Source organism: Deinococcus roseus (assembly GCF_014646895.1).
Classification (GTDB): Bacteria; Deinococcota; Deinococci; order Deinococcales; family Deinococcaceae; genus Deinococcus_C; species Deinococcus_C roseus.
This window is the reverse complement of record NZ_BMOD01000002.1, coordinates 103,448-119,266: the sequence shown is the minus strand read 5'-3', so window position 1 is coordinate 119,266 and position 15,819 is coordinate 103,448. Positions and strand designations below refer to the sequence as shown.

At 55.8% G+C, this 15,819-nt stretch carries 23 protein-coding genes; 15 read left to right on the top strand and 8 right to left on the bottom strand.

Features of this window, described 5'->3' with window-relative positions; all coding sequences use genetic code 11:
- The first annotated feature begins 51 nt into the window (after nucleotides 1–51).
- Entirely contained in the window at nucleotides 52–621 is a 570-nt protein-coding gene (locus tag IEY52_RS03510; protein ID WP_188999939.1) for a YdcF family protein, read from the top strand.
- Here the strand turns inward: IEY52_RS03510 and IEY52_RS03505 are convergent.
- Nucleotides 607–954: a DUF952 domain-containing protein gene (locus IEY52_RS03505; protein WP_188999936.1), complete on the bottom strand. Its 348-nt coding sequence runs from the start codon at nucleotides 952–954 to the stop codon at nucleotides 607–609. The two genes, IEY52_RS03510 and IEY52_RS03505, sit on opposite strands and share 15 nt — an antisense overlap.
- Nucleotides 955–1,003: 49 nt before the next feature.
- On the opposite strand from IEY52_RS03505, the gene IEY52_RS03500 reads away from it, so the two are divergent.
- From IEY52_RS03500 to IEY52_RS03480, 5 genes are all read left to right on the top strand, one after another.
- The gene (locus tag IEY52_RS03500) at nucleotides 1,004–1,432 is read left to right on the top strand and encodes an RDD family protein (protein WP_188999933.1); all 429 of its coding nucleotides are present in this window, start codon (nucleotides 1,004–1,006) and stop codon (nucleotides 1,430–1,432) included.
- Nucleotides 1,433–1,468: 36 nt separating this feature from the next.
- Nucleotides 1,469–2,002, top strand: a complete 534-nt coding sequence (locus tag IEY52_RS03495; RefSeq protein WP_188999930.1) for a TetR/AcrR family transcriptional regulator — start codon at nucleotides 1,469–1,471, stop codon at nucleotides 2,000–2,002.
- On the top strand, nucleotides 1,995–2,321 hold the full coding sequence (locus IEY52_RS03490; RefSeq protein ID WP_188999927.1) for a DMT family transporter: 327 nt from the start codon (nucleotides 1,995–1,997) through the stop codon (nucleotides 2,319–2,321). The genes IEY52_RS03495 and IEY52_RS03490 overlap by 8 nt, the downstream gene beginning before the upstream one ends.
- Before the next feature lie 55 nt (nucleotides 2,322–2,376).
- Nucleotides 2,377–3,021 carry an HD domain-containing protein gene (locus IEY52_RS03485; RefSeq protein WP_188999924.1) on the top strand — a complete coding sequence of 215 codons (645 nt, stop codon included), beginning with the start codon at nucleotides 2,377–2,379 and terminating at the stop codon, nucleotides 3,019–3,021.
- Between the two features lie 315 nt (nucleotides 3,022–3,336).
- The gene (locus IEY52_RS03480) at nucleotides 3,337–4,605 is read left to right on the top strand and encodes a diguanylate cyclase (protein WP_188999920.1); all 1,269 of its coding nucleotides are present in this window, start codon (nucleotides 3,337–3,339) and stop codon (nucleotides 4,603–4,605) included.
- A 155-nt stretch (nucleotides 4,606–4,760) separates the two neighbouring features.
- Here the strand turns inward: IEY52_RS03480 and IEY52_RS03475 are convergent, their stop codons facing one another.
- Nucleotides 4,761–5,018: a cold-shock protein gene (locus IEY52_RS03475; RefSeq protein WP_188999918.1), complete on the bottom strand. Its 258-nt coding sequence runs from the start codon at nucleotides 5,016–5,018 to the stop codon at nucleotides 4,761–4,763.
- Between the two features lie 210 nt (nucleotides 5,019–5,228).
- Between IEY52_RS03475 and IEY52_RS03470 the strand changes: the two genes are divergently transcribed.
- The 4 genes from IEY52_RS03470 to IEY52_RS03455 are packed head-to-tail and all read left to right on the top strand — an operon-like array spanning nucleotide 5,229 to nucleotide 7,725.
- On the top strand, nucleotides 5,229–5,618 hold the full coding sequence (locus IEY52_RS03470) for an NUDIX hydrolase (RefSeq protein ID WP_188999915.1): 390 nt from the start codon (nucleotides 5,229–5,231) through the stop codon (nucleotides 5,616–5,618).
- A gap of 3 nt (nucleotides 5,619–5,621) precedes the next feature.
- Complete coding sequence (locus tag IEY52_RS03465; protein WP_188999912.1) at nucleotides 5,622–6,143, top strand: gamma carbonic anhydrase family protein; 522 nt, start codon at nucleotides 5,622–5,624, stop codon at nucleotides 6,141–6,143.
- Nucleotides 6,140–6,970, top strand: coding sequence for a hypothetical protein (locus IEY52_RS03460; protein ID WP_229684625.1), 831 nt, complete (start codon nucleotides 6,140–6,142; stop codon nucleotides 6,968–6,970). The genes IEY52_RS03465 and IEY52_RS03460 overlap by 4 nt, the downstream gene beginning before the upstream one ends.
- Entirely contained in the window at nucleotides 6,967–7,725 is a 759-nt protein-coding gene (locus IEY52_RS03455; protein ID WP_188999909.1) for an HAD family hydrolase, read from the top strand. The genes IEY52_RS03460 and IEY52_RS03455 overlap by 4 nt, the downstream gene beginning before the upstream one ends.
- A gap of 153 nt (nucleotides 7,726–7,878) precedes the next feature.
- On the opposite strand, the gene IEY52_RS03450 is transcribed toward IEY52_RS03455, so the two are convergent.
- The gene (locus IEY52_RS03450; RefSeq protein WP_188999906.1) at nucleotides 7,879–8,886 is read right to left on the bottom strand and encodes a DHH family phosphoesterase; all 1,008 of its coding nucleotides are present in this window, start codon (nucleotides 8,884–8,886) and stop codon (nucleotides 7,879–7,881) included.
- Nucleotides 8,887–8,953: 67 nt separating this feature from the next.
- Here IEY52_RS03450 and IEY52_RS03445 point away from each other — a divergent pair, with 67 nt between their 5' ends.
- Genes IEY52_RS03445 through IEY52_RS03435 form a run of 3 tightly spaced genes read left to right on the top strand, consistent with a single transcriptional unit; the run spans nucleotide 8,954 to nucleotide 10,576 of the window.
- Complete coding sequence (locus IEY52_RS03445; RefSeq protein WP_188999904.1) at nucleotides 8,954–9,592, top strand: hypothetical protein; 639 nt, start codon at nucleotides 8,954–8,956, stop codon at nucleotides 9,590–9,592.
- A gap of 46 nt (nucleotides 9,593–9,638) precedes the next feature.
- A complete protein-coding gene (locus IEY52_RS03440) occupies nucleotides 9,639–10,235 on the top strand; it encodes an HAD family hydrolase (protein WP_188999901.1) in 597 nt (198 codons plus the stop codon).
- A 17-nt stretch (nucleotides 10,236–10,252) separates the two neighbouring features.
- Nucleotides 10,253–10,576, top strand: a complete 324-nt coding sequence (locus tag IEY52_RS03435; RefSeq protein ID WP_189001096.1) for a DUF3208 domain-containing protein — start codon at nucleotides 10,253–10,255, stop codon at nucleotides 10,574–10,576.
- A 70-nt stretch (nucleotides 10,577–10,646) separates the two neighbouring features.
- Here IEY52_RS03435 and coaE read toward each other — a convergent pair whose 3' ends face one another.
- The 4 genes from coaE to IEY52_RS03415 all read right to left on the bottom strand — a co-directional run bounded on the left by coaE (nucleotide 10,647) and on the right by IEY52_RS03415 (nucleotide 13,342).
- Nucleotides 10,647–11,234: a dephospho-CoA kinase gene (gene coaE / locus IEY52_RS03430; protein WP_188999898.1), complete on the bottom strand. Its 588-nt coding sequence runs from the start codon at nucleotides 11,232–11,234 to the stop codon at nucleotides 10,647–10,649.
- Complete coding sequence (locus tag IEY52_RS03425; protein ID WP_188999895.1) at nucleotides 11,231–11,848, bottom strand: hypothetical protein; 618 nt, start codon at nucleotides 11,846–11,848, stop codon at nucleotides 11,231–11,233. The genes coaE and IEY52_RS03425 overlap by 4 nt, the downstream gene beginning before the upstream one ends.
- A gap of 92 nt (nucleotides 11,849–11,940) precedes the next feature.
- Complete coding sequence (locus IEY52_RS03420; RefSeq protein WP_188999892.1) at nucleotides 11,941–12,939, bottom strand: molybdopterin-dependent oxidoreductase; 999 nt, start codon at nucleotides 12,937–12,939, stop codon at nucleotides 11,941–11,943.
- Nucleotides 12,923–13,342: a hypothetical protein gene (locus tag IEY52_RS03415; RefSeq protein ID WP_188999889.1), complete on the bottom strand. Its 420-nt coding sequence runs from the start codon at nucleotides 13,340–13,342 to the stop codon at nucleotides 12,923–12,925. The genes IEY52_RS03420 and IEY52_RS03415 overlap by 17 nt, the downstream gene beginning before the upstream one ends.
- A gap of 118 nt (nucleotides 13,343–13,460) precedes the next feature.
- Between IEY52_RS03415 and IEY52_RS03410 the strand changes: the two genes are divergently transcribed.
- Both IEY52_RS03410 and IEY52_RS03405 read left to right on the top strand, forming a co-directional pair.
- Entirely contained in the window at nucleotides 13,461–13,979 is a 519-nt protein-coding gene (locus IEY52_RS03410; RefSeq protein ID WP_188999886.1) for a redoxin domain-containing protein, read from the top strand.
- Nucleotides 13,976–14,419: a COG1361 family protein gene (locus IEY52_RS03405; protein ID WP_188999882.1), complete on the top strand. Its 444-nt coding sequence runs from the start codon at nucleotides 13,976–13,978 to the stop codon at nucleotides 14,417–14,419. Before IEY52_RS03410 ends, IEY52_RS03405 begins: the two co-directional genes overlap by 4 nt.
- 39 nt (nucleotides 14,420–14,458) lie before the next feature.
- Here the strand turns inward: IEY52_RS03405 and accC are convergent, their stop codons facing one another.
- Nucleotides 14,459–15,805 carry an acetyl-CoA carboxylase biotin carboxylase subunit gene (accC, locus tag IEY52_RS03400; RefSeq protein WP_188999878.1) on the bottom strand — a complete coding sequence of 449 codons (1,347 nt, stop codon included), beginning with the start codon at nucleotides 15,803–15,805 and terminating at the stop codon, nucleotides 14,459–14,461.
- Between the last annotated feature and the right edge of the window lie 14 nt (nucleotides 15,806–15,819).

Below are 15,819 nucleotides of genomic sequence, written 5' to 3'. Positions count from 1 at the left end.
GTTGTGGCGCTCTGGAAAGGATCAAATTTGAAACTTTTTTTGCGTGGAGGAATGCTTCTGGTTGTGTTTCTGGTGCTCGGGTATCTTGGGGTGGCATTTTACTTGGGCACCCAGGTGAACACAGACACCCGCCGCCAGACCGATGCCATTGTGGTGCTGGGGGCCAGAGTGAACCATAAAACGGGCATCAATCCGTGCCTGAAAGCCAGGGTCAATCATGGTGTGAAGTTGTGGGAGAACCAGTATGCACCCCTCCTCATCATGAGTGGGGGAAATGACCTGGAAGATGGAGCCAATGAAGCAGAGGCCATGTTTAAACTGGCCCGTCAGGCAGATGTTCCGGCCTCTGCAGTGTTGCGTGAACGTGAAGCCCACTCCACTTACGAAAACCTGCTGTTCACCCGAAAAATCATGCAACAAAAGGGGCTGAAAACCCTGCTGATCGTCACCGAGAATTACCACATGCCCAGGGCTGCTTTGATTGCAGAGGAACTGGGTCTGAATTACGCTGTCTCTCCTGTGCAGGACAGCCCATGCTGGACACGCTGGACTTTTTTGTCCCGGTATTTCTTGCGGGAACCGCTGGCCCTGATCAAAAACAAAATTTCAGGGCACTGGTGAAGTTTCTGGCAGCACAAAAGTGTTCTCTTTCCAGATCAGGGGATGCACCTGTTGTACCGCTTGCAGCGGCAGGGGTCCATACAAATGTGGAAAATCCTGCTGGTATCCATAGAGGTCCTCTGACCTGAGGTCTTGCAGATGTGCAACGTCCAGTTGCAAGAGCAGCATGTCGGTTCTGCCTGCACAAATGAAATTCGCCACCTCAACGACCTGATGCAGGCAAGAGAGGTGGATGAAGCCGTCTTTTTCAAGCTCATCGGGCTGGTATGCAGAGCAAGTTTGAATCTCTTGCCACTCACGGGCAGGCATGATGCGGTAAACCCAGTCAGACATGTTTAAAAGCATAAAACATGATGCAAGTGGTTTTTCTTAAAATCGGAACATGAAATATGCACCTTTATGGAAACGTTCATTGGCTTTTTTGTTTGATGCGCTGCTGGTGGCTGGCCTGATGTGGGTCAGCCAGTGGGTGCTTGACCTGTGGAACTTTCCTGAGCCTTTTCACCCACTGGTGGGATTGCTGCTGGTGGGTCCTTTTGGCTTTGGCTGGTTGTATTTTGCTTTGCTGGAATCTTCCCGTTCAGGGCAAACGCTGGGCAAGAAACTGCTGGGCATCCAGGTCAAACACCTGACAGGATTTCCTCTGACTTTCACCCAGGCGAGCTTGCGCTGGAAACTGCGGTTTTATCTGGTGTTGTTCACCTTCAGCTGGGTTTTTGTTCCACCGCTCTGGATGAATGCGCGCAGACAGTTTTTGCATGATTCAGCAGCGGAGAGCCTGGTTCTTGAAAAGTCTAAAAGTGAAAAATAAACAATTACTGTACCGTCTGGACGGTACAGTAATTGCATGCCTCCCGTGGACACCCGAACCCAGATTCTTGATGCTGCTTACCGCCTGATCCAGAAGTCAGGGGCAGCGACCCTGACCATAGAAGCCGTTGCAAAAGAAGCAGGCCTCAGCAAAGGGGGTGTGCTGTATCACTTTTCCAGCAAGCAGAAACTCATTGAGGGCATGCTGGAAGCCTCTTTGAACCACTTTGAGCAGGAAATGCAGAAGCACCCTCAGGAAGGTCCAGGGGCCAGGACCCGTGCTTATCTTGAGGCCACTTTTGATTTCCCCGCCGTTCCAGAAATCCCTTCTGCAATCATGGCTGCCATTGCCACAGATGCCAGTTACCTGAAGATCTACCAGGAGCGTTACCAGATCTGGCAGGCCGAACTGAATCAGGATGGCCTCTCTGCAGAACGGGCCATGTTGCTCAGGCTTGCTGCAGATGGGTTGTGGATGGCAGACATTTTTGGCCTCAGTGCCCCTGCTGGAGAGGCCAGAGAGAGACTGCGGGCAGAAATGCTGAAACTCGCTGGAGGTCAGGATGAATAGTTATGGATTTCTGCTGCTGGCCATTTTTGCAGAAGTCGTGGCCACCAGTGCCCTGAAAGCATCGGAAGGCTTCACCAGATGGCTGCCCAGCACACTGGTGGTCGCAGGTTACGTCACAGCGTTCTATTTTCTCTCCCTCAGCCTGAAACACATTCCCATTGGGACGGCCTATGCCATCTGGTCTGGACTGGGCACGGCTGGCATCGTGATCATTGGAATGCTTTTTCTGAAAGAAGGCATGGACCTCGCCAAACTCCTGGGCATTGTTCTGATTGTGCTGGGTGTGGTGGTGCTGAATGTCTTTTCAAAGGCACATTGAGCAACAGAGACGCTCAGAAAAATGCAACAAAAATTGTGCTAGCCTTGTTTTACCTATGAAGCTCACCACCCGCTACCAGCAGGCTCTGGCGTTTGCTTTCACCCACCATCAACACCAGGAGCGCAAGGGGAGTGGTACCCCTTATCTTGCCCACCTGCTCAGTGTTTCCAGTCTGGTGCTGGAACATGGCGGGACAGAAGATGAGGCCATTGCTGCCTTGCTGCATGACACCATCGAAGACATTGGAGACCACCTGAAGGCAGACATCCAGCAACACTTTGGCGATCTGGTGCTGGATGTGGTGATGGCCTGCACCGATGGCACCAGTCTGGAAAAGCGCAATGCCCGCCATCCGCTGGAACACTGGCTGGCCCGCAAGACCTTTTATGTGCAAAACCTGCACCACAAATCCTTTTCGGCACGTCTGGTGGGCCTTGCGGACAAGGTGCACAATGCCCGTGCCATTTTGCAGGATTACATCCGGCTGGACGATGAGGTGTGGAAGCGCTTCAAAACTGGAAAGTGGGGAAGCCTGTGGTACTACCGGGCGCTCAGGGACGGCTATGCTCCTTTGCCAGAAGATCCAGAGGGTTACGGCCATCTGTACCGTCTGTTTGAGGATGTCACCTACACCCTGGAACACCTGACCGGAGTGGAGCACCTGTCCACAGAAGACTTGCGGGGAAGGGTTCTGGTGTGATTCTGCAGCTCCAGTCTGTGATCCAGCACTGAGCAACATTGAAACCATGAAACCATCAATCCAGCAGATCCTGTGGGACTGCTGGATTTTTCCAGGCCAGCAGCATGGCCCGGTTTTGTCACTGAATTCTGACAGCAAACATGAAGGGTTTTTAACAAAATTTTTAAGGTTTGTCTGCACCCAGACGCACCTCTGGGCCTTTTTACCGCTCCTGGAAGGCCTGTGGGCTGAAAAGAATCCTGCAATACCGCTGAGTGCAAACTGAAGACAACGGTTTGTACCTGAGAACAGCATGATTGGCGATGGAGTGACAGCATGGAAACTTCCGTTCAAGGACAATTCAACTCTGCGGCATACCTGATCCGGGACCCCCTCACCGGAGCCTACTCCCGGGGTTTGCTGGAATCCCGATTGATTGAAGAAACGGCCCGTTCAGGACGGGAAAAAATTCCACTGACCCTTTGTGTTTTCACCCTGGACCATTTCAAGGCCCTGCGCGAACAATGGGGCCACCGCCGGGCCGACCAGATCCTGCGGGAAATGACCCAGCTGGTGCAGAAAAAAATGCGCATCTCAGATGTGCTGTTCCGTTCAGGGGCAGAAGAATTTGTTTTGCTGCTTCCTGCCACCAGCAAAAAGAACGCCATTCAGGTGTGTGAACGCCTGCTGGAACGGGTGGCCGTGCATCCTTTTGCCGGAGATCCTGTGCTGTTTCAATCCATCAGTGTGGGGCTGGCCGCATACCCGGAAGACTCGGGAAAAGTCAGCGATCTGGTGCAGGTGGCCCGCAAGCGCAACCAGTGGGCCAGCGAACTGGGACGGGGCCGCTTTGTCACCGAGGACCTCAGGGATGTGCCTCTGGTCCACTTCGATGAACTCTCCAGACCCATTGAACGGGAAGACCACCTGGAAGCCTTCCAGACTTTTCTGGACATGCTGGAAATCAAACAGAAGGGCCTGTTCACACTGGCGGGCCATGACGGTTCTGGACGCAGTTTCCTGCTGGGTTATCTGGCCCAGACCGCCCGTGCCCAGAATTATGCGGTGCTTTCCCTGACCCCTTCTGCCAGATTGCAGCAAACCCCCCATGAAGTGATGCTGCAAGCCAAATGGGATTTTCCCCTTCCCCTCCATGAAGGCTCCCGTGCCGTATTGCAAGCCCTGCAGCAAGGTTGCCACAGCAAAATGGGCCTCCTGATCACCATAGACGATGGTGCTTTTCTGGACCATGCCACCTGCAGAACCCTGCAGCAAGCCCTGGATGGCCTGATGGTTCCTGTGGGCGTGGTGATGGCTTCAGGTTCCAGAGGGGCACTCAGTCCTTTTCAGGTTCCGCTGGAAACGCGGGTGTCGCTGGCTCCCCTCAGCCGGGAGGGCCTGAAAGCCTGGATGCAAGAAGCCCTCAACTGGGAAGCCCCGGCCCGCCTGACCGACTGGTGCTTTCAACACTCTGCAGGTTATCCGGGACGGGCCAGAGACATGCTGTCTGCCCTGATGTCCCAGGGTTTGTTGCGCCAGGTGCGTGCTGGCTGGGAAATGACCCTGGGCTGGGAAAACCGCCTGGAGCAGTGGCAGAACCAGTAAGCACCCCTGAAGCAAACCAAAAAAGGGCCACCCATCTGGGTGGCCCTTTGGCGTTCTGAAGCTTTGCTCTGCAGGTGTTGCTCTGGCCGAAGTCAGGTCAATTCACTTGCAGCACTCTGGCAAAAGCGAGAAAAACCCGCAATTGCCTGAAGCAGTTACCAGCGTCCGCCGCGAGAAGGGGTGCGCTCGGCCTGCACAGGAGCAGCTTTGGTCACAAGCACGTTTTTGGCTTGTGGACCTTTGCCGTTCTGGCCAGGTTCAATCTCGAAGCTGACTTCATCACCTTCGTTGAGTTTGCGAAATCCCTTGGTGTTGATTGCGGAGTAATGTACGAAAACATCCGGGTTACCGGGGTGCTCAATGAATCCGAATCCTTTTTCCGCGTTAAACCACTTGACTTTACCTTCTGCCATACTGCTGACTCCTACATCCCGTTAAAGTGATAACCCGGTGTTGTGCCCGCTCTGGGGCATAACACCCTTTCAGCTACCTTAGGGACTTCCTCATTATGCTCAGGCAATGTCAACGTGTCAATTTCAGGGGATTCCCCGAATGCCTTGTGGGCTGCTTCTGGTGGACCCGAAAAACGCTGTTTTGCAATTCCAATCCGTTACACTGTGGGCATGAATGCTGTTTTGGGTGCAGGTGGACTGGTCTTTATGGAAGATGGCAAAGTGTTGATTGTGCAATACAAAGATGGCTCCTGGACGTATCCCAAGGGCCACATCGAGGAGAACGAAGCCATGGAGGTGACTGCCCAGCGGGAAGTCCTCGAAGAGGCTGGCATCGAATCTGCAGTTGAACGCAAACTCGGGGTAAGTCATTATGTAAACCATAAGGGAATTCCCCGAGAGGTGCACTGGTTTGTGATGCGTGCCGTGTCCAGTGAAGTTCAACTGGAAAGCACTTTCATGGCAGGTGGCTTTTACCTGCCTGCACAGGCTCTGGAATTGCTGAGTTTTCCAGAAGACCAGCAACTGCTCAGACAGGCCCTCGGATTACAGGAGGCTTAAAGGGTGCCATTTTATGAGCTGGCAGGGGAGAAGCCAAAGGTCGCCCGCACGGCCTGGATTGCTCCCAGTGCAGATGTGATTGGAAAAGTGACCATTGGAGACCACGCCAGCGTGTGGTTCGGTGTGGTCCTGAGGGGCGATGTGGAGGCCATCACCATCGGTGAAGGCAGCAATGTGCAAGATGGGGCTGTGCTGCACAGCGATCCAGGTTTTCCCTGTGTGCTGCATCAGAACGTCACGGTGGGCCACCGGGCCATTGTGCATGGAGCCACCCTCCATGAAGGTTCGCTGGTGGGCATGGGGGCCATCATGCTCAACGGATCCAGCCTGGGCAAAGGGGCCATGCTGGCTGCAGGGGCCCTGCTGAAAGAAGGACAGCACATCGAGGATGGTATGCTTGCTGTTGGAGTTCCAGCGAAAGTCATCAAAGTGGCCCCACCCACCCAGAACGCCCAGCGTTACCAGCAGAATGCCCAGCGCTACCAGAGCGGCTGTGTGCCCATCACTGAAGCGGAGGAGCCATGATCAGGCGCATTGCAGGCCCTCCCAGATCCCCCAGAACCCGAAGCCCCAAACCCACGGAGAACCGCATGACCCACACGCTCACCCCCATGTTCCCTGAAGCCATCCCTGTGCTGGCCCGTCTGCTCCCTGAAGGGGAAGCCAGGTACCTCGGTCTGAGCGCCAGCTTCTGTGACCTGCATGCCTTCTTGCGGCACCTGCACGACAGCAACTGGTATGGCTACCTGCATGTGACCCTGGGCGAGCAGAGCGTGTACGTGCTGGTCTTCGAGGGACGCATCATTGCGGCTTCTTCTGGCAACCAGGTTGGAGAACTGGCCCTGGGTGAAATGTTGCAACTCTTCACCGCTGGAGCCGTTCTGAACGCCTACCAGATTGACCCCAACCTGACCCATTCACTGGCAGGGGTCAGTTCTCGGGTCTGGAAAGTCACCCCCACCGACAATTTCTCCGGGGTGCTTGTAGAGCAGGGCAGTTGCATCCTGATGATGGATGGCAAAGTGCTGGGTCGCCTTCAGGTTGAAGTCGGAGAAACCGGAGTTTTCCCGGCCCCCCTCAGACCCCAGACCCTGATTTTGCCCAAACCCCTGGCAGGCTGGGCCCACCAGCAGTACCCCGTCACTTTGCGTGGACGGGATGCCCTCAGTCCCATCACCCCCACCCACCAGAACTTCCGAAAAAACCACGGCCAGCAGGGTGTCGACTTCCTGAAAGGGCTGGGCCAGGAACTTACCCCCGCCGAGTACAGCCTGAGGAATGACATTCCCCTGCACGATCTGGAGCCGATGGTGCAGAGCTGGCTCAAAGACGGTTTCATCAAGAACAAATGACCGCACAGAAAACAGCCTCCAGAACAGGCAGACCCACCATCAGCTTTGACCTGGATGGGGTCCTGATGCAAAATCCTTTCGGTAAAGGGGTGATTCCTTTTCTTGCCCGCCACGTGCACCAGCAAACCCGGCAGGAACTGGATTTTGAAACCTTCCGGCAGCAGTTCAGAAAGCAACTCAATCAGGGGTTCTCTTCACGGACGCTGGCGGGAAAACACGTGGACGCCTTCAACTGGGATGCCATCATGCTGGAGGTGGCCCAGAATTATGGCCTGAACCACATGCCAGATGTCTCCCAGATTGTGAAGGCCCATTGCACCCCCGAGTACATCCACTTGCTTCCTGGAGCAAAAGAAGGTTTGCAACTTCTCAAAGACGCTGGCCTGAAACTCATTGTGGCCACCAATGGGTACGCCAGATACCAGGTTCCTGTGCTGGACGCTCTGGGCATCCTGCCGTTCTTTGATGAGGTCCGTGCCCCCGAAACGCACGGTTATGCCAAGCCCCAGCCTGAACTGCTTTCTGGTGCAGACCTCCACATCGGAGACAAGCTCTGCCACGACATCCTTGCGGCCAACCGTGCAGGGATCCAGAGCATCTGGATTCACCCGGAGGCAAAACCCATCGAGATTGCTCTGGAAGAAGAAGACCTGCGCCGGTTGTTCAAAGACGCTTTGCCTGCAGAATGCACCCCCTCTGCCATTGCACGGGATGCGCTGGAAGCGGCAGAGAAGGCGGTGGAATTGCTGTTGTAAGATCCCCTCGCACCGAGCGAATGCGAGAAGCGGGGGGATCTCACCCTCAGTCCTCTCAGATGCCCACCACCCCCCCAACGCTGACGGGGAACAGCCTGGAGTGGAACGACAGGCAGGGGGATCTGGCCTCAGTGCCCTCAGACGCTCAACAACTCAGGCCAATTCCACCCGCTCCAGTTCTTTGCGGGCCTCATCAATGACCCGGGCATAAGCTTCTTCAAAAGGCATTTGCAGGGTGGCTCCGGCGGCAGCGTAATGGCCTCCGCCTCCGCAGGCGATGGCGATGTTCTGGGCGCTGGCCTTGCCACGTGAACGGGCGCTGATTTTGATGTGGGTGCCATAATCTTTGAACATGATGGCGAGTTCGGTGCCCTGGGCGCTGCGGATCATGCCAACGTAAGACTCCACATCTTCCCAGCTGGCCCCCACGCTTTCCAGCATGGCAGAACTCACATGTGCGGTCACACACAGGTCGTTCAGTTCGTAGCGCATGGACTGCAGCACCAGCACCAGAAGCTGGTAATAACGCCTGGGATGCTGTGCGAGGCTCTCGTTCACGAAGCTGACATCTGCGCCTCCGGCAATCAGGCGTGAGGCGGCCATCAGGACTTCCGGGGTGGTGTTGGAGAACTTGAAGGAACCCGTGTCGGTGATGATGCCAGTCAAGAGGGGGTTGGCGATGCCTTCATCGCACTCCACGCCCATGAGCTCCACCAGATCGGTGATGATCTGGGCGGTGGCGGCCTGACTGGGGCACACCAGGTTGAGGTTGCTGTTGCGCTTGTTGGTGCCGTGGTGGTCGATGTTGATGGTGAAGCCTGGAAAGCCTTCGAGTTGCAGGCCTTCCACGCGGCGGGTGTCGTTGTTGTCCACATCCAGCACCACTACAATGACGTCTTCTGGCAGGTGGGAAATGGGGGGGAGAACCTCATCTGGTCCAGCCAGAAACTGCAGGTACTGGGGCATGGAGGCATACGTCTGGGCGGTTTTGCCCAGTTTTTTCAGGGCGCGTTGCAAACCCAGGCAGGAACCGATGGCGTCTCCGTCAGGATCAACGTGTGAAGCAATGAAAACCGGAAGGGTGTTCTGTTTGAAAAAGTCAGCAATCTCCTGCAGGGTCTGCTGGTAATCGGAGTTGCTTTCATTGAGGGCCTTGTTCATGGTTGCAGTATAACGCTTCCGATTTTGCCCATACATCTGTTACCTCTGGAGTGGTAGAGTGTAGGAAATGCACTTGAAATTGAATCTGGCTGCCCTGACCTCCAACGAGCTGGAACGCTTGTTCGGCATGGACGCGTCGCGTGGCATGATTTCAGAGCTCAGTGCAGCCAGATTGATTGGAAAATCCTACCCCCATGTGTTTGAACCATCAGCAGAACCAGAAATGCAGGACATCCCTGCAGAGGTGGCTGCATGGTCACAGGACCTGCTGGAACTGGGATTCAAACAGCACGCAGCACAACCAGATTCGGGTTTTTTCAGGCATCTCCAGCAGATGCCTTTTTCAAATGACCTGATGGTGGTGACCCTCAACTGGACAGATGCAGGACAGACCCACGTGGAAGCCCATTCGGTCCTGAAAGACCCGGCCTCTGGCATCAGTGCTGTGGTCACCACCAGTGTTCCACAGGTGTTTCCACTGGAATTCAGCGAGGTGATTTCCTACCGTCAGGCTGCCCTGCCCATTCCGCAGTTTCTGGAAAGCCACCAGCAGCATGTCAGGCAATTTGGCAGGCCGCTTAAACAAAATCACCCCGAAGAACCCCTGATGGTGCTAAGGTTGGTGCGAGACCTCTGCGTCAGGGCCTGGTTGCGGCGCGGTGTGCTGATCGACGAAAGCACCTCACAGGCACGCAGAGGACCGTAAACCTGCTTTTGCGCCTCAGAATTTCAGGCAGGTTTGGGGAGCCCACATGAAAGCAATCACCTTTGACTGGGGTGGAGTCTTCACCCAGAACACCTTTGATGGACGGTCCACGGGCCGCATTGCCGAACGCTACAACCTCGACGTGGAAAAGGTCCGCGCTGTGTATTTCGCCCATGTGCACCAGCTGGAACTGGGCAAATGGAACCTGGAAACCTTTTTCGAGAACCTCATGCAGGAAGTGGGTTTCTCTGCCCCTTTAGAAGAAGTGATTGAACTGTACCTGGGCAGTGTGCTGGAAAACCCCCCCATGTACGCATTCCTGCCCACCATTCCCCAGAACTTCAAGGTGGGCCTGCTGAGCAACAACTACCCGGTGCTCAGTGACCGCCTGAAAGCCGATCCCCGCTGGTCCCGCTTCGATGCCATGGTGTACAGCAATGAAATTGGCAGCAAGAAACCCAGTCCTGAATCTTTCCATGCCCTGGTGCAGGCCACGGGTGTGACCGCAGAAAACAGCGTGTTCATCGACGATGTGGAAGAGAACCTGGCTGCTGCCCGTGCCCTGGGTTTCAGCACCATCCTCTACCACCACGCCGAGCATGACCGCTTCCTGCAGGAGCTTGAAGCGTGGATGAACAGCTGACCCCCCCAGAAGGCCGCATGGCCATCCGGTTGCTGCAAGGGTACCTGTGGTATCCCAAAAGCAGCCCACTGGAACTGTCCGAATACCTTCCGGAGACCCTGGAGGAAGCCAGTTTGCTGTGGGATGAAATGCAGGCCCCCTTTGCCTTTTTTGAAAATGGCGAAATGACCAGCAGCCAGCACTTTTTCCAGTTCACGGCTTTGCGCATCTACCAGGACCAGCCCTCCAACGAGGAGCTTCATGCCCATGCAGAACGCCTGAGTGTGGCTCTGAACCCCTTGCTGAACGCCACCCCTGCTGGAGTGGGCTGGCAGCTCTGGGAAGATTTGCGACCGCTCTGAGGTGCTGAAATACACAGAATCCCTGCTGATGATGGCAGGGGTTCTGATTTTGCTTTGACTTTGATGAGGTTCAGGAACCTGATTTCAGCAATGCATCCAGAATCCGGTTCACCTGGGTTTCCAGGTGTTCCAGCGACCCATCGTTGAACACCACGTAAGTGGCTTTCTGGCGTTTTTCTGCTGCGGGCATCTGGCTGTTGTCGCGGGACAGCACCTGCTCACGGGAAAGGCCATCTCTGGCCATCACCCTTGCAATGCGCTCTTCCAGAGGGGCATCCACCACGATGGTGGCGTCCATCAGGGCATCCAGATTGCTTTCAAACAGCAGGGGGATGTCCTGCACCACCAGATCTGCCTGCAAAGCCTCTTCCAGTTCCCGCATTCTGGACCGCACCCTGGGGTGGATGATGCCGTTCAGGGTCTGGCGGGCCTCGGGCTGATGGAACACCAGTTCTGCAATTTTGGGACGATTGAAACCTTCAGGGGTGACATACTCTGGTCCAAAAGCCTCGCTGACTTTTTGCAGCACGTCTGGAAAAGTGGAAACTTCACGGGCCACCTGATCTGCGTCCAGCACAGGAATGTCCCTCTTTACAAGCAGGCGAGACACGGTGCTTTTTCCGCTGCCAATGCTGCCGGTCAGACCGATTCTTTTCATGGATTTGATCCCTGGGTGCTGGTGTTCTGGGGGGTGTTCAGGAATTTCTCGAATTCGGCTTTGCTGACCCCACGGATGGTCAGTTTGCCATCCATGGCCAGAAAGGTGCCTTCTGCAGGCACCATGAAACTCAGGTGGACCAGTTGCTGTTTTGGCAACTCCACATCCAGACCCAGCATGGGAACCTGCAATTTTTGCCCCAGTTCACTCTCGGAAAGGATGTCCTTGATTTCATTTACAGGCAGGATCACCAGGTTTTGCAGGTAGATCTTGCGGCCATAGGCGGTGGTCCAGCCGTTTCTGGTCTGGTGCAGGGTGATGCGGTCTGAGACAGAGTTCTGCTTCAGGTACAGGGCGTATCCAGCTGCTCCAGCCACCCCGGCAGACAGCACAGCCCCAATGGCTCCAGCCATCACCAGGTTCTGCTTGCGTCCCAGGTTGCCCAGCAGCAAACCCAGAGAGATCAGAAAGCCCACTCCAGCCAGCACAGCGAACACCCAGATGCTGATGATGGCGGCAGAACCCAGCGAGGGATCTGCAAGGTCCAGGGCTTCGTGGGCCAGGGTCACACCAGAGAGGGGAATCAAGAGGGTCAGGGGAAAAACAAAACGCATTCTGTCCATTTTACGCACGGTTTCTGGGGCAATTGCCCCAGAAACCAGTATTTCAGGGAATCCCCTCAGGACCATGAGAGGGACAGGTGAATTCAGGAGACTTTGACTGTGAGGGTGTGGTGGCCACTGGCGGCTTCGGGCAGAGCGTCCCTTGCCACGCTGGTTTGCACCCGTCCTCCCACCTCGGTGGCCCGCACTTTCAGGGTGTAAGAGCCTGCTTTTGGGGTCCAGGGGTAAGCCCACTGAATCCAGGCAAATTTGCTTCTGGGGGGTCGGGTCTGGGCTGCATTCCAGGTTTTGCCTCCGTCCAGGGACACCTCCACTTTCTCGATGGTGCGGCCTCCTGCGTAAGCAATGCCTGCCAGGAGGGTTTCTTTGCCTGCACTGAGGGTCTGGTTCTGCTGGGGCACATCAAAACGGCTCATGGCGGCAATCACTGCGGTGCGGCTCCAGCCACGCTCGGCCCAGTACCCATCCACCTCTTCTGCAGAGAGGCTGATTCTGGTGAGCCATTTGGGCTGTTTCATGCCGTAGCGCCCGGGAATCAGGATGCGCAGAGGGTAGCCGTGCATGGGTTGCAGAGGCTCACCATCCACCATGTAGGCCAGCAGGGCTTCTTTTGGCAATTCCGAAAGGGGCAGGCTTTCGATGAACCCATCGGCAGCTTCCCAGACCAGGTACTTTGCAGCGCCTTTGACTTTTGCCTCGTCCAGAATGGTCTTTACGGGCACCCCCTGCCATTCCATGCATCCGAGCAGGTTGCCACCCACCGGATTGGAAATGCAGGTGAGGGTGTTGATGAGCTTCACACTGGGGTAGGTTTTCAGTTGCTCCAGGGAGAGGGTCAGGGTGCGTTCCACCAGACCCGAGACCTCCAGTTCCCAGGGTTTCCCGGTCAGGTCGGGGTCCAGAAAAGAGGGGTTTTTGGAGACCCGGTACAGTTTGGACTGGCTGAGCAGTTCAGGGCTGAGCCCTTTGATCTGCCCGAAATCCACTTTTTTGCCTGCTGCAGGAGCAGCTTTCACGCCTGAAAAGGCAAGCCCCACGGCTGTTGCAGACAGGATTTTTAGAGTGTCACGCCGACTTGGCATAGGTGCCTCCCGTTTTCCTCTGGGGTTTCGTGAACAGGGTCAGGCTGTACAGCGCGGTGTAAATGAGCATGCCCGGCCATGAAGACAGCCAGAAGTACAGCAGGGCAGGCAACACAATGAACAGGGGTCTGGGACGGGACAGCATCACGAACACCCCATGCCCCAGAATCCACAGCACCGAGGTGCCCATGAAGGCCAGGTTCTGGCCCAGTGTTCCATAACCGAACAGCTTGTGAATCAACTGGAACACTTTAGGGGTGCCCAGAAAGTGGGTGATGCTCTGGTACAGGTCAAAAAGTGGATAGGGGAGGCTGCAATACCTCCACAGCACAAATCCCAGCAGACCAGCGAACACACCGAATCCTGCACCCAGCAGAAAGCGTTTGAGGGCTTTTGATTTCATGCGGGTCTCCTTTGTCAGGGTACGCAAAAAGCGGGGTGAAAAGTTCAATGGGCCACCCATCGAACCTGCAGCAGCTCTGGTGCGTACCTCCATTGAACACCCCTCTGAAGGAGAACACATGAAGAAATGGTTTGCTCTGGGTGCTGGATTGCTTTTTCTGCCTGCTTTGCTGCTGTCGATGCAGAAAGGGGTTGCCCCTGAACTGCAGCCTTCCGGTGCATGGCTGAACACCCAGCCCCTGAAATTGCAGAATTTGAAAGGCAAGGTGGTGCTGATCAATTTCTGGGTCCACTCCTGCATCAACTGCCACAACACCATCCCACTGCTGAAAAAAATGTACGCCGAGTACCACAGCAAGGGACTGGAAATCATCGGGGTGCACACGCCCGAGTTTGATTCAGACAGGGACCCAGAAGCCCTGAAAACCTACCTGCAAGAGCAGGGCATCCGCTGGCCCATCATGCAGGACAACCAGTACCGCACCTGGAAAGCGTTTGGCAACCAGTACTGGCCCAGTTTTTATCTGCTGGACAGACGGGGTACAATTCAGTACACGGCCCACGGGGAAATCTCCCCCAGATTCCCTGCAGGAGAGAAACCCCTCAGGAGGGCCATTGAGAGGTTGCTGAACGAATGATTTTTTTGCTTTTGCCTGCTCTGGGAAGTGCTGCCGTTCAGAATTCGGGTGTGGTTTATGCGCAACCTGGACAGACGGTGGTGCTGAACCTGCAAATTGACAACCCACAAGAGGTGCTGATCAACAAAGATGCACCCACCAGACTGACCCTGACCACCCCATTCAAAACCCTGATTCTGGAAGGGGAGGCCATCAAGGGGCCAGATGCCGATTACGAGCCTCAAACCTATTTCGCCCGTCTGGACCCTCTGAAATTCAAATTGGATGTTCCCAGAAACCTCAAAAAAGGCAGTTACCCCCTGCTGCTGAATGCGGATGTGTTCATGTGCAACACCAGAGATGGGCTGTGCTACATGAAAACCCTGCAGGTCAAAGGGGAACTCAGAATCGGGGAAAAAGGCGAAAATCAACCGATGGTTGTAAAGTTGCCCAAAAGATAAAGGGAGCGCAGACACGCTCCCTTCTGGTGCTCCTGAAGTTCACTCCATTCGAGTCTTGAGGAAGTTGGTCAGCACAGCCCCGCGTTTGTAGTAGGGGTTGTCCATGATTTTGATGTACAGCGGAATGGTGGTCTTGACCCCATCCACAATGGTTTCTTCCAGGGCGCGTTTCATGCGGGCGATGGCTTCCTGGCGGGTGGGGGCCCACACGATCAGTTTCCCGACCAGACTGTCGTAGTGGGGGGGAATCTGGTAACCGGCGTAAGCGTGGGAATCAAAACGCACACCGGGGCCTCCGGCCACATGCAAATTGGTGATTTTGCCTGCACTGGGACGGAAGTCTTTTTCGGGATCTTCTGCGTTGATGCGGCACTCAATGGCGTGGCCGTAGAGCTTCACCTCTTCCTGCTTGATGCGCAATGCCTGACCGGAGGCGATCAGCAGCATTTCCCGGATGAAGTCCAGCTGCGAGATCATTTCTGAAACGCAGTGCTCCACCTGAATGCGGGTGTTCATCTCCATGAAGTAGAAGTGGCCGTTGGTGTCCACAATGAATTCCAGGGTGCCTGCGCCCGCGTAGTTCACGTGTTTTGCAAGGCGCACCCCGGCGGCCAGAATCTCCTGACGCAGGGAATCGGGCAGGGTGGAGGGGGCCTCCTCGATGAGTTTCTGGTTGCGGCGCTGGATTGAGCAGTCGCGTTCTCCAATGTGGATCACGTTGCCCTGGCCGTCTCCGAGCACCTGCACTTCCACGTGCCGGAACTCCTCCAGGAATTTTTCCATGATGATGGCTTCATCCCCGAAGTACAGGCGGGCTTCTTCCTGTGCCTGGTTGAAGAGGCTCTTCAGTTCCTCCTGGGTGCGCACAACCTTCTGGCCGCGCCCGCCGCCCCCGGCACTGGCCTTGAGCAGCACAGGGTAACCAATCTGTTTGGCGGCCAGCAGGGCCTCATCCACGGTTTCCAGCACGCCCGTTCCGGGAACGGTGGGCACACCACTCTCGGCAGCAATTTCACGCCCTCCGGCTTTGGAGCCCAGAGCACGCATGCTCTCGGGGGTGGGGCCAATGAAGACAATGCCGTGGTCGCGGCACATCTCGGCAAAGTCGGGGTTCTCGGCCATGAAACCGTATCCGGGGTGGATGGCTTCGGCTCCGGTGATCAGGGCGGCAGAGAGGATGTTGGGGATGTTGAGGTAGCTGTCCTTGCTGGCAGCGGGTCCCACACAGACGGATTCATCGGCCAGCAGCACGGGCAGGCTGCCCTCGTCGGGCTGGCTGTACACGACCACCGTCTTGATGCCCATTTCCTTGCAGGTGCGGATCACCCTCAGGGCAATCTCGCCCCGGTTGGCAATCAGGATTTTCTTGAAGGGAGGTTGATCCATGGGGCTCCTTAAAA

Coding starts and splice junctions, on each gene's coding strand:
- IEY52_RS03510 (WP_188999939.1), top strand. CDS start 52: ATGCTTCTGGTTGTGTTTCTGGTGCTCGGGTATCTTGGGGTGGCATTT.
- IEY52_RS03505 (WP_188999936.1), bottom strand. CDS start 954: ATGTCTGACTGGGTTTACCGCATCATGCCTGCCCGTGAGTGGCAAGAG.
- IEY52_RS03500 (WP_188999933.1), top strand. CDS start 1,004: ATGAAATATGCACCTTTATGGAAACGTTCATTGGCTTTTTTGTTTGAT.
- IEY52_RS03495 (WP_188999930.1), top strand. CDS start 1,469: ATGCCTCCCGTGGACACCCGAACCCAGATTCTTGATGCTGCTTACCGC.
- IEY52_RS03490 (WP_188999927.1), top strand. CDS start 1,995: ATGAATAGTTATGGATTTCTGCTGCTGGCCATTTTTGCAGAAGTCGTG.
- IEY52_RS03485 (WP_188999924.1), top strand. CDS start 2,377: ATGAAGCTCACCACCCGCTACCAGCAGGCTCTGGCGTTTGCTTTCACC.
- IEY52_RS03480 (WP_188999920.1), top strand. CDS start 3,337: ATGGAAACTTCCGTTCAAGGACAATTCAACTCTGCGGCATACCTGATC.
- IEY52_RS03475 (WP_188999918.1), bottom strand. CDS start 5,018: ATGGCAGAAGGTAAAGTCAAGTGGTTTAACGCGGAAAAAGGATTCGGA.
- IEY52_RS03470 (WP_188999915.1), top strand. CDS start 5,229: ATGAATGCTGTTTTGGGTGCAGGTGGACTGGTCTTTATGGAAGATGGC.
- IEY52_RS03460 (WP_229684625.1), top strand. CDS start 6,140: ATGATCAGGCGCATTGCAGGCCCTCCCAGATCCCCCAGAACCCGAAGC.
- IEY52_RS03455 (WP_188999909.1), top strand. CDS start 6,967: ATGACCGCACAGAAAACAGCCTCCAGAACAGGCAGACCCACCATCAGC.
- IEY52_RS03450 (WP_188999906.1), bottom strand. CDS start 8,886: ATGAACAAGGCCCTCAATGAAAGCAACTCCGATTACCAGCAGACCCTG.
- IEY52_RS03445 (WP_188999904.1), top strand. CDS start 8,954: ATGCACTTGAAATTGAATCTGGCTGCCCTGACCTCCAACGAGCTGGAA.
- IEY52_RS03440 (WP_188999901.1), top strand. CDS start 9,639: ATGAAAGCAATCACCTTTGACTGGGGTGGAGTCTTCACCCAGAACACC.
- IEY52_RS03435 (WP_189001096.1), top strand. CDS start 10,253: ATGGCCATCCGGTTGCTGCAAGGGTACCTGTGGTATCCCAAAAGCAGC.
- coaE (WP_188999898.1), bottom strand. CDS start 11,234: ATGAAAAGAATCGGTCTGACCGGCAGCATTGGCAGCGGAAAAAGCACC.
- IEY52_RS03425 (WP_188999895.1), bottom strand. CDS start 11,848: ATGCGTTTTGTTTTTCCCCTGACCCTCTTGATTCCCCTCTCTGGTGTG.
- IEY52_RS03420 (WP_188999892.1), bottom strand. CDS start 12,939: ATGCCAAGTCGGCGTGACACTCTAAAAATCCTGTCTGCAACAGCCGTG.
- IEY52_RS03415 (WP_188999889.1), bottom strand. CDS start 13,342: ATGAAATCAAAAGCCCTCAAACGCTTTCTGCTGGGTGCAGGATTCGGT.
- IEY52_RS03410 (WP_188999886.1), top strand. CDS start 13,461: ATGAAGAAATGGTTTGCTCTGGGTGCTGGATTGCTTTTTCTGCCTGCT.
- IEY52_RS03405 (WP_188999882.1), top strand. CDS start 13,976: ATGATTTTTTTGCTTTTGCCTGCTCTGGGAAGTGCTGCCGTTCAGAAT.
- accC (WP_188999878.1), bottom strand. CDS start 15,805: ATGGATCAACCTCCCTTCAAGAAAATCCTGATTGCCAACCGGGGCGAG.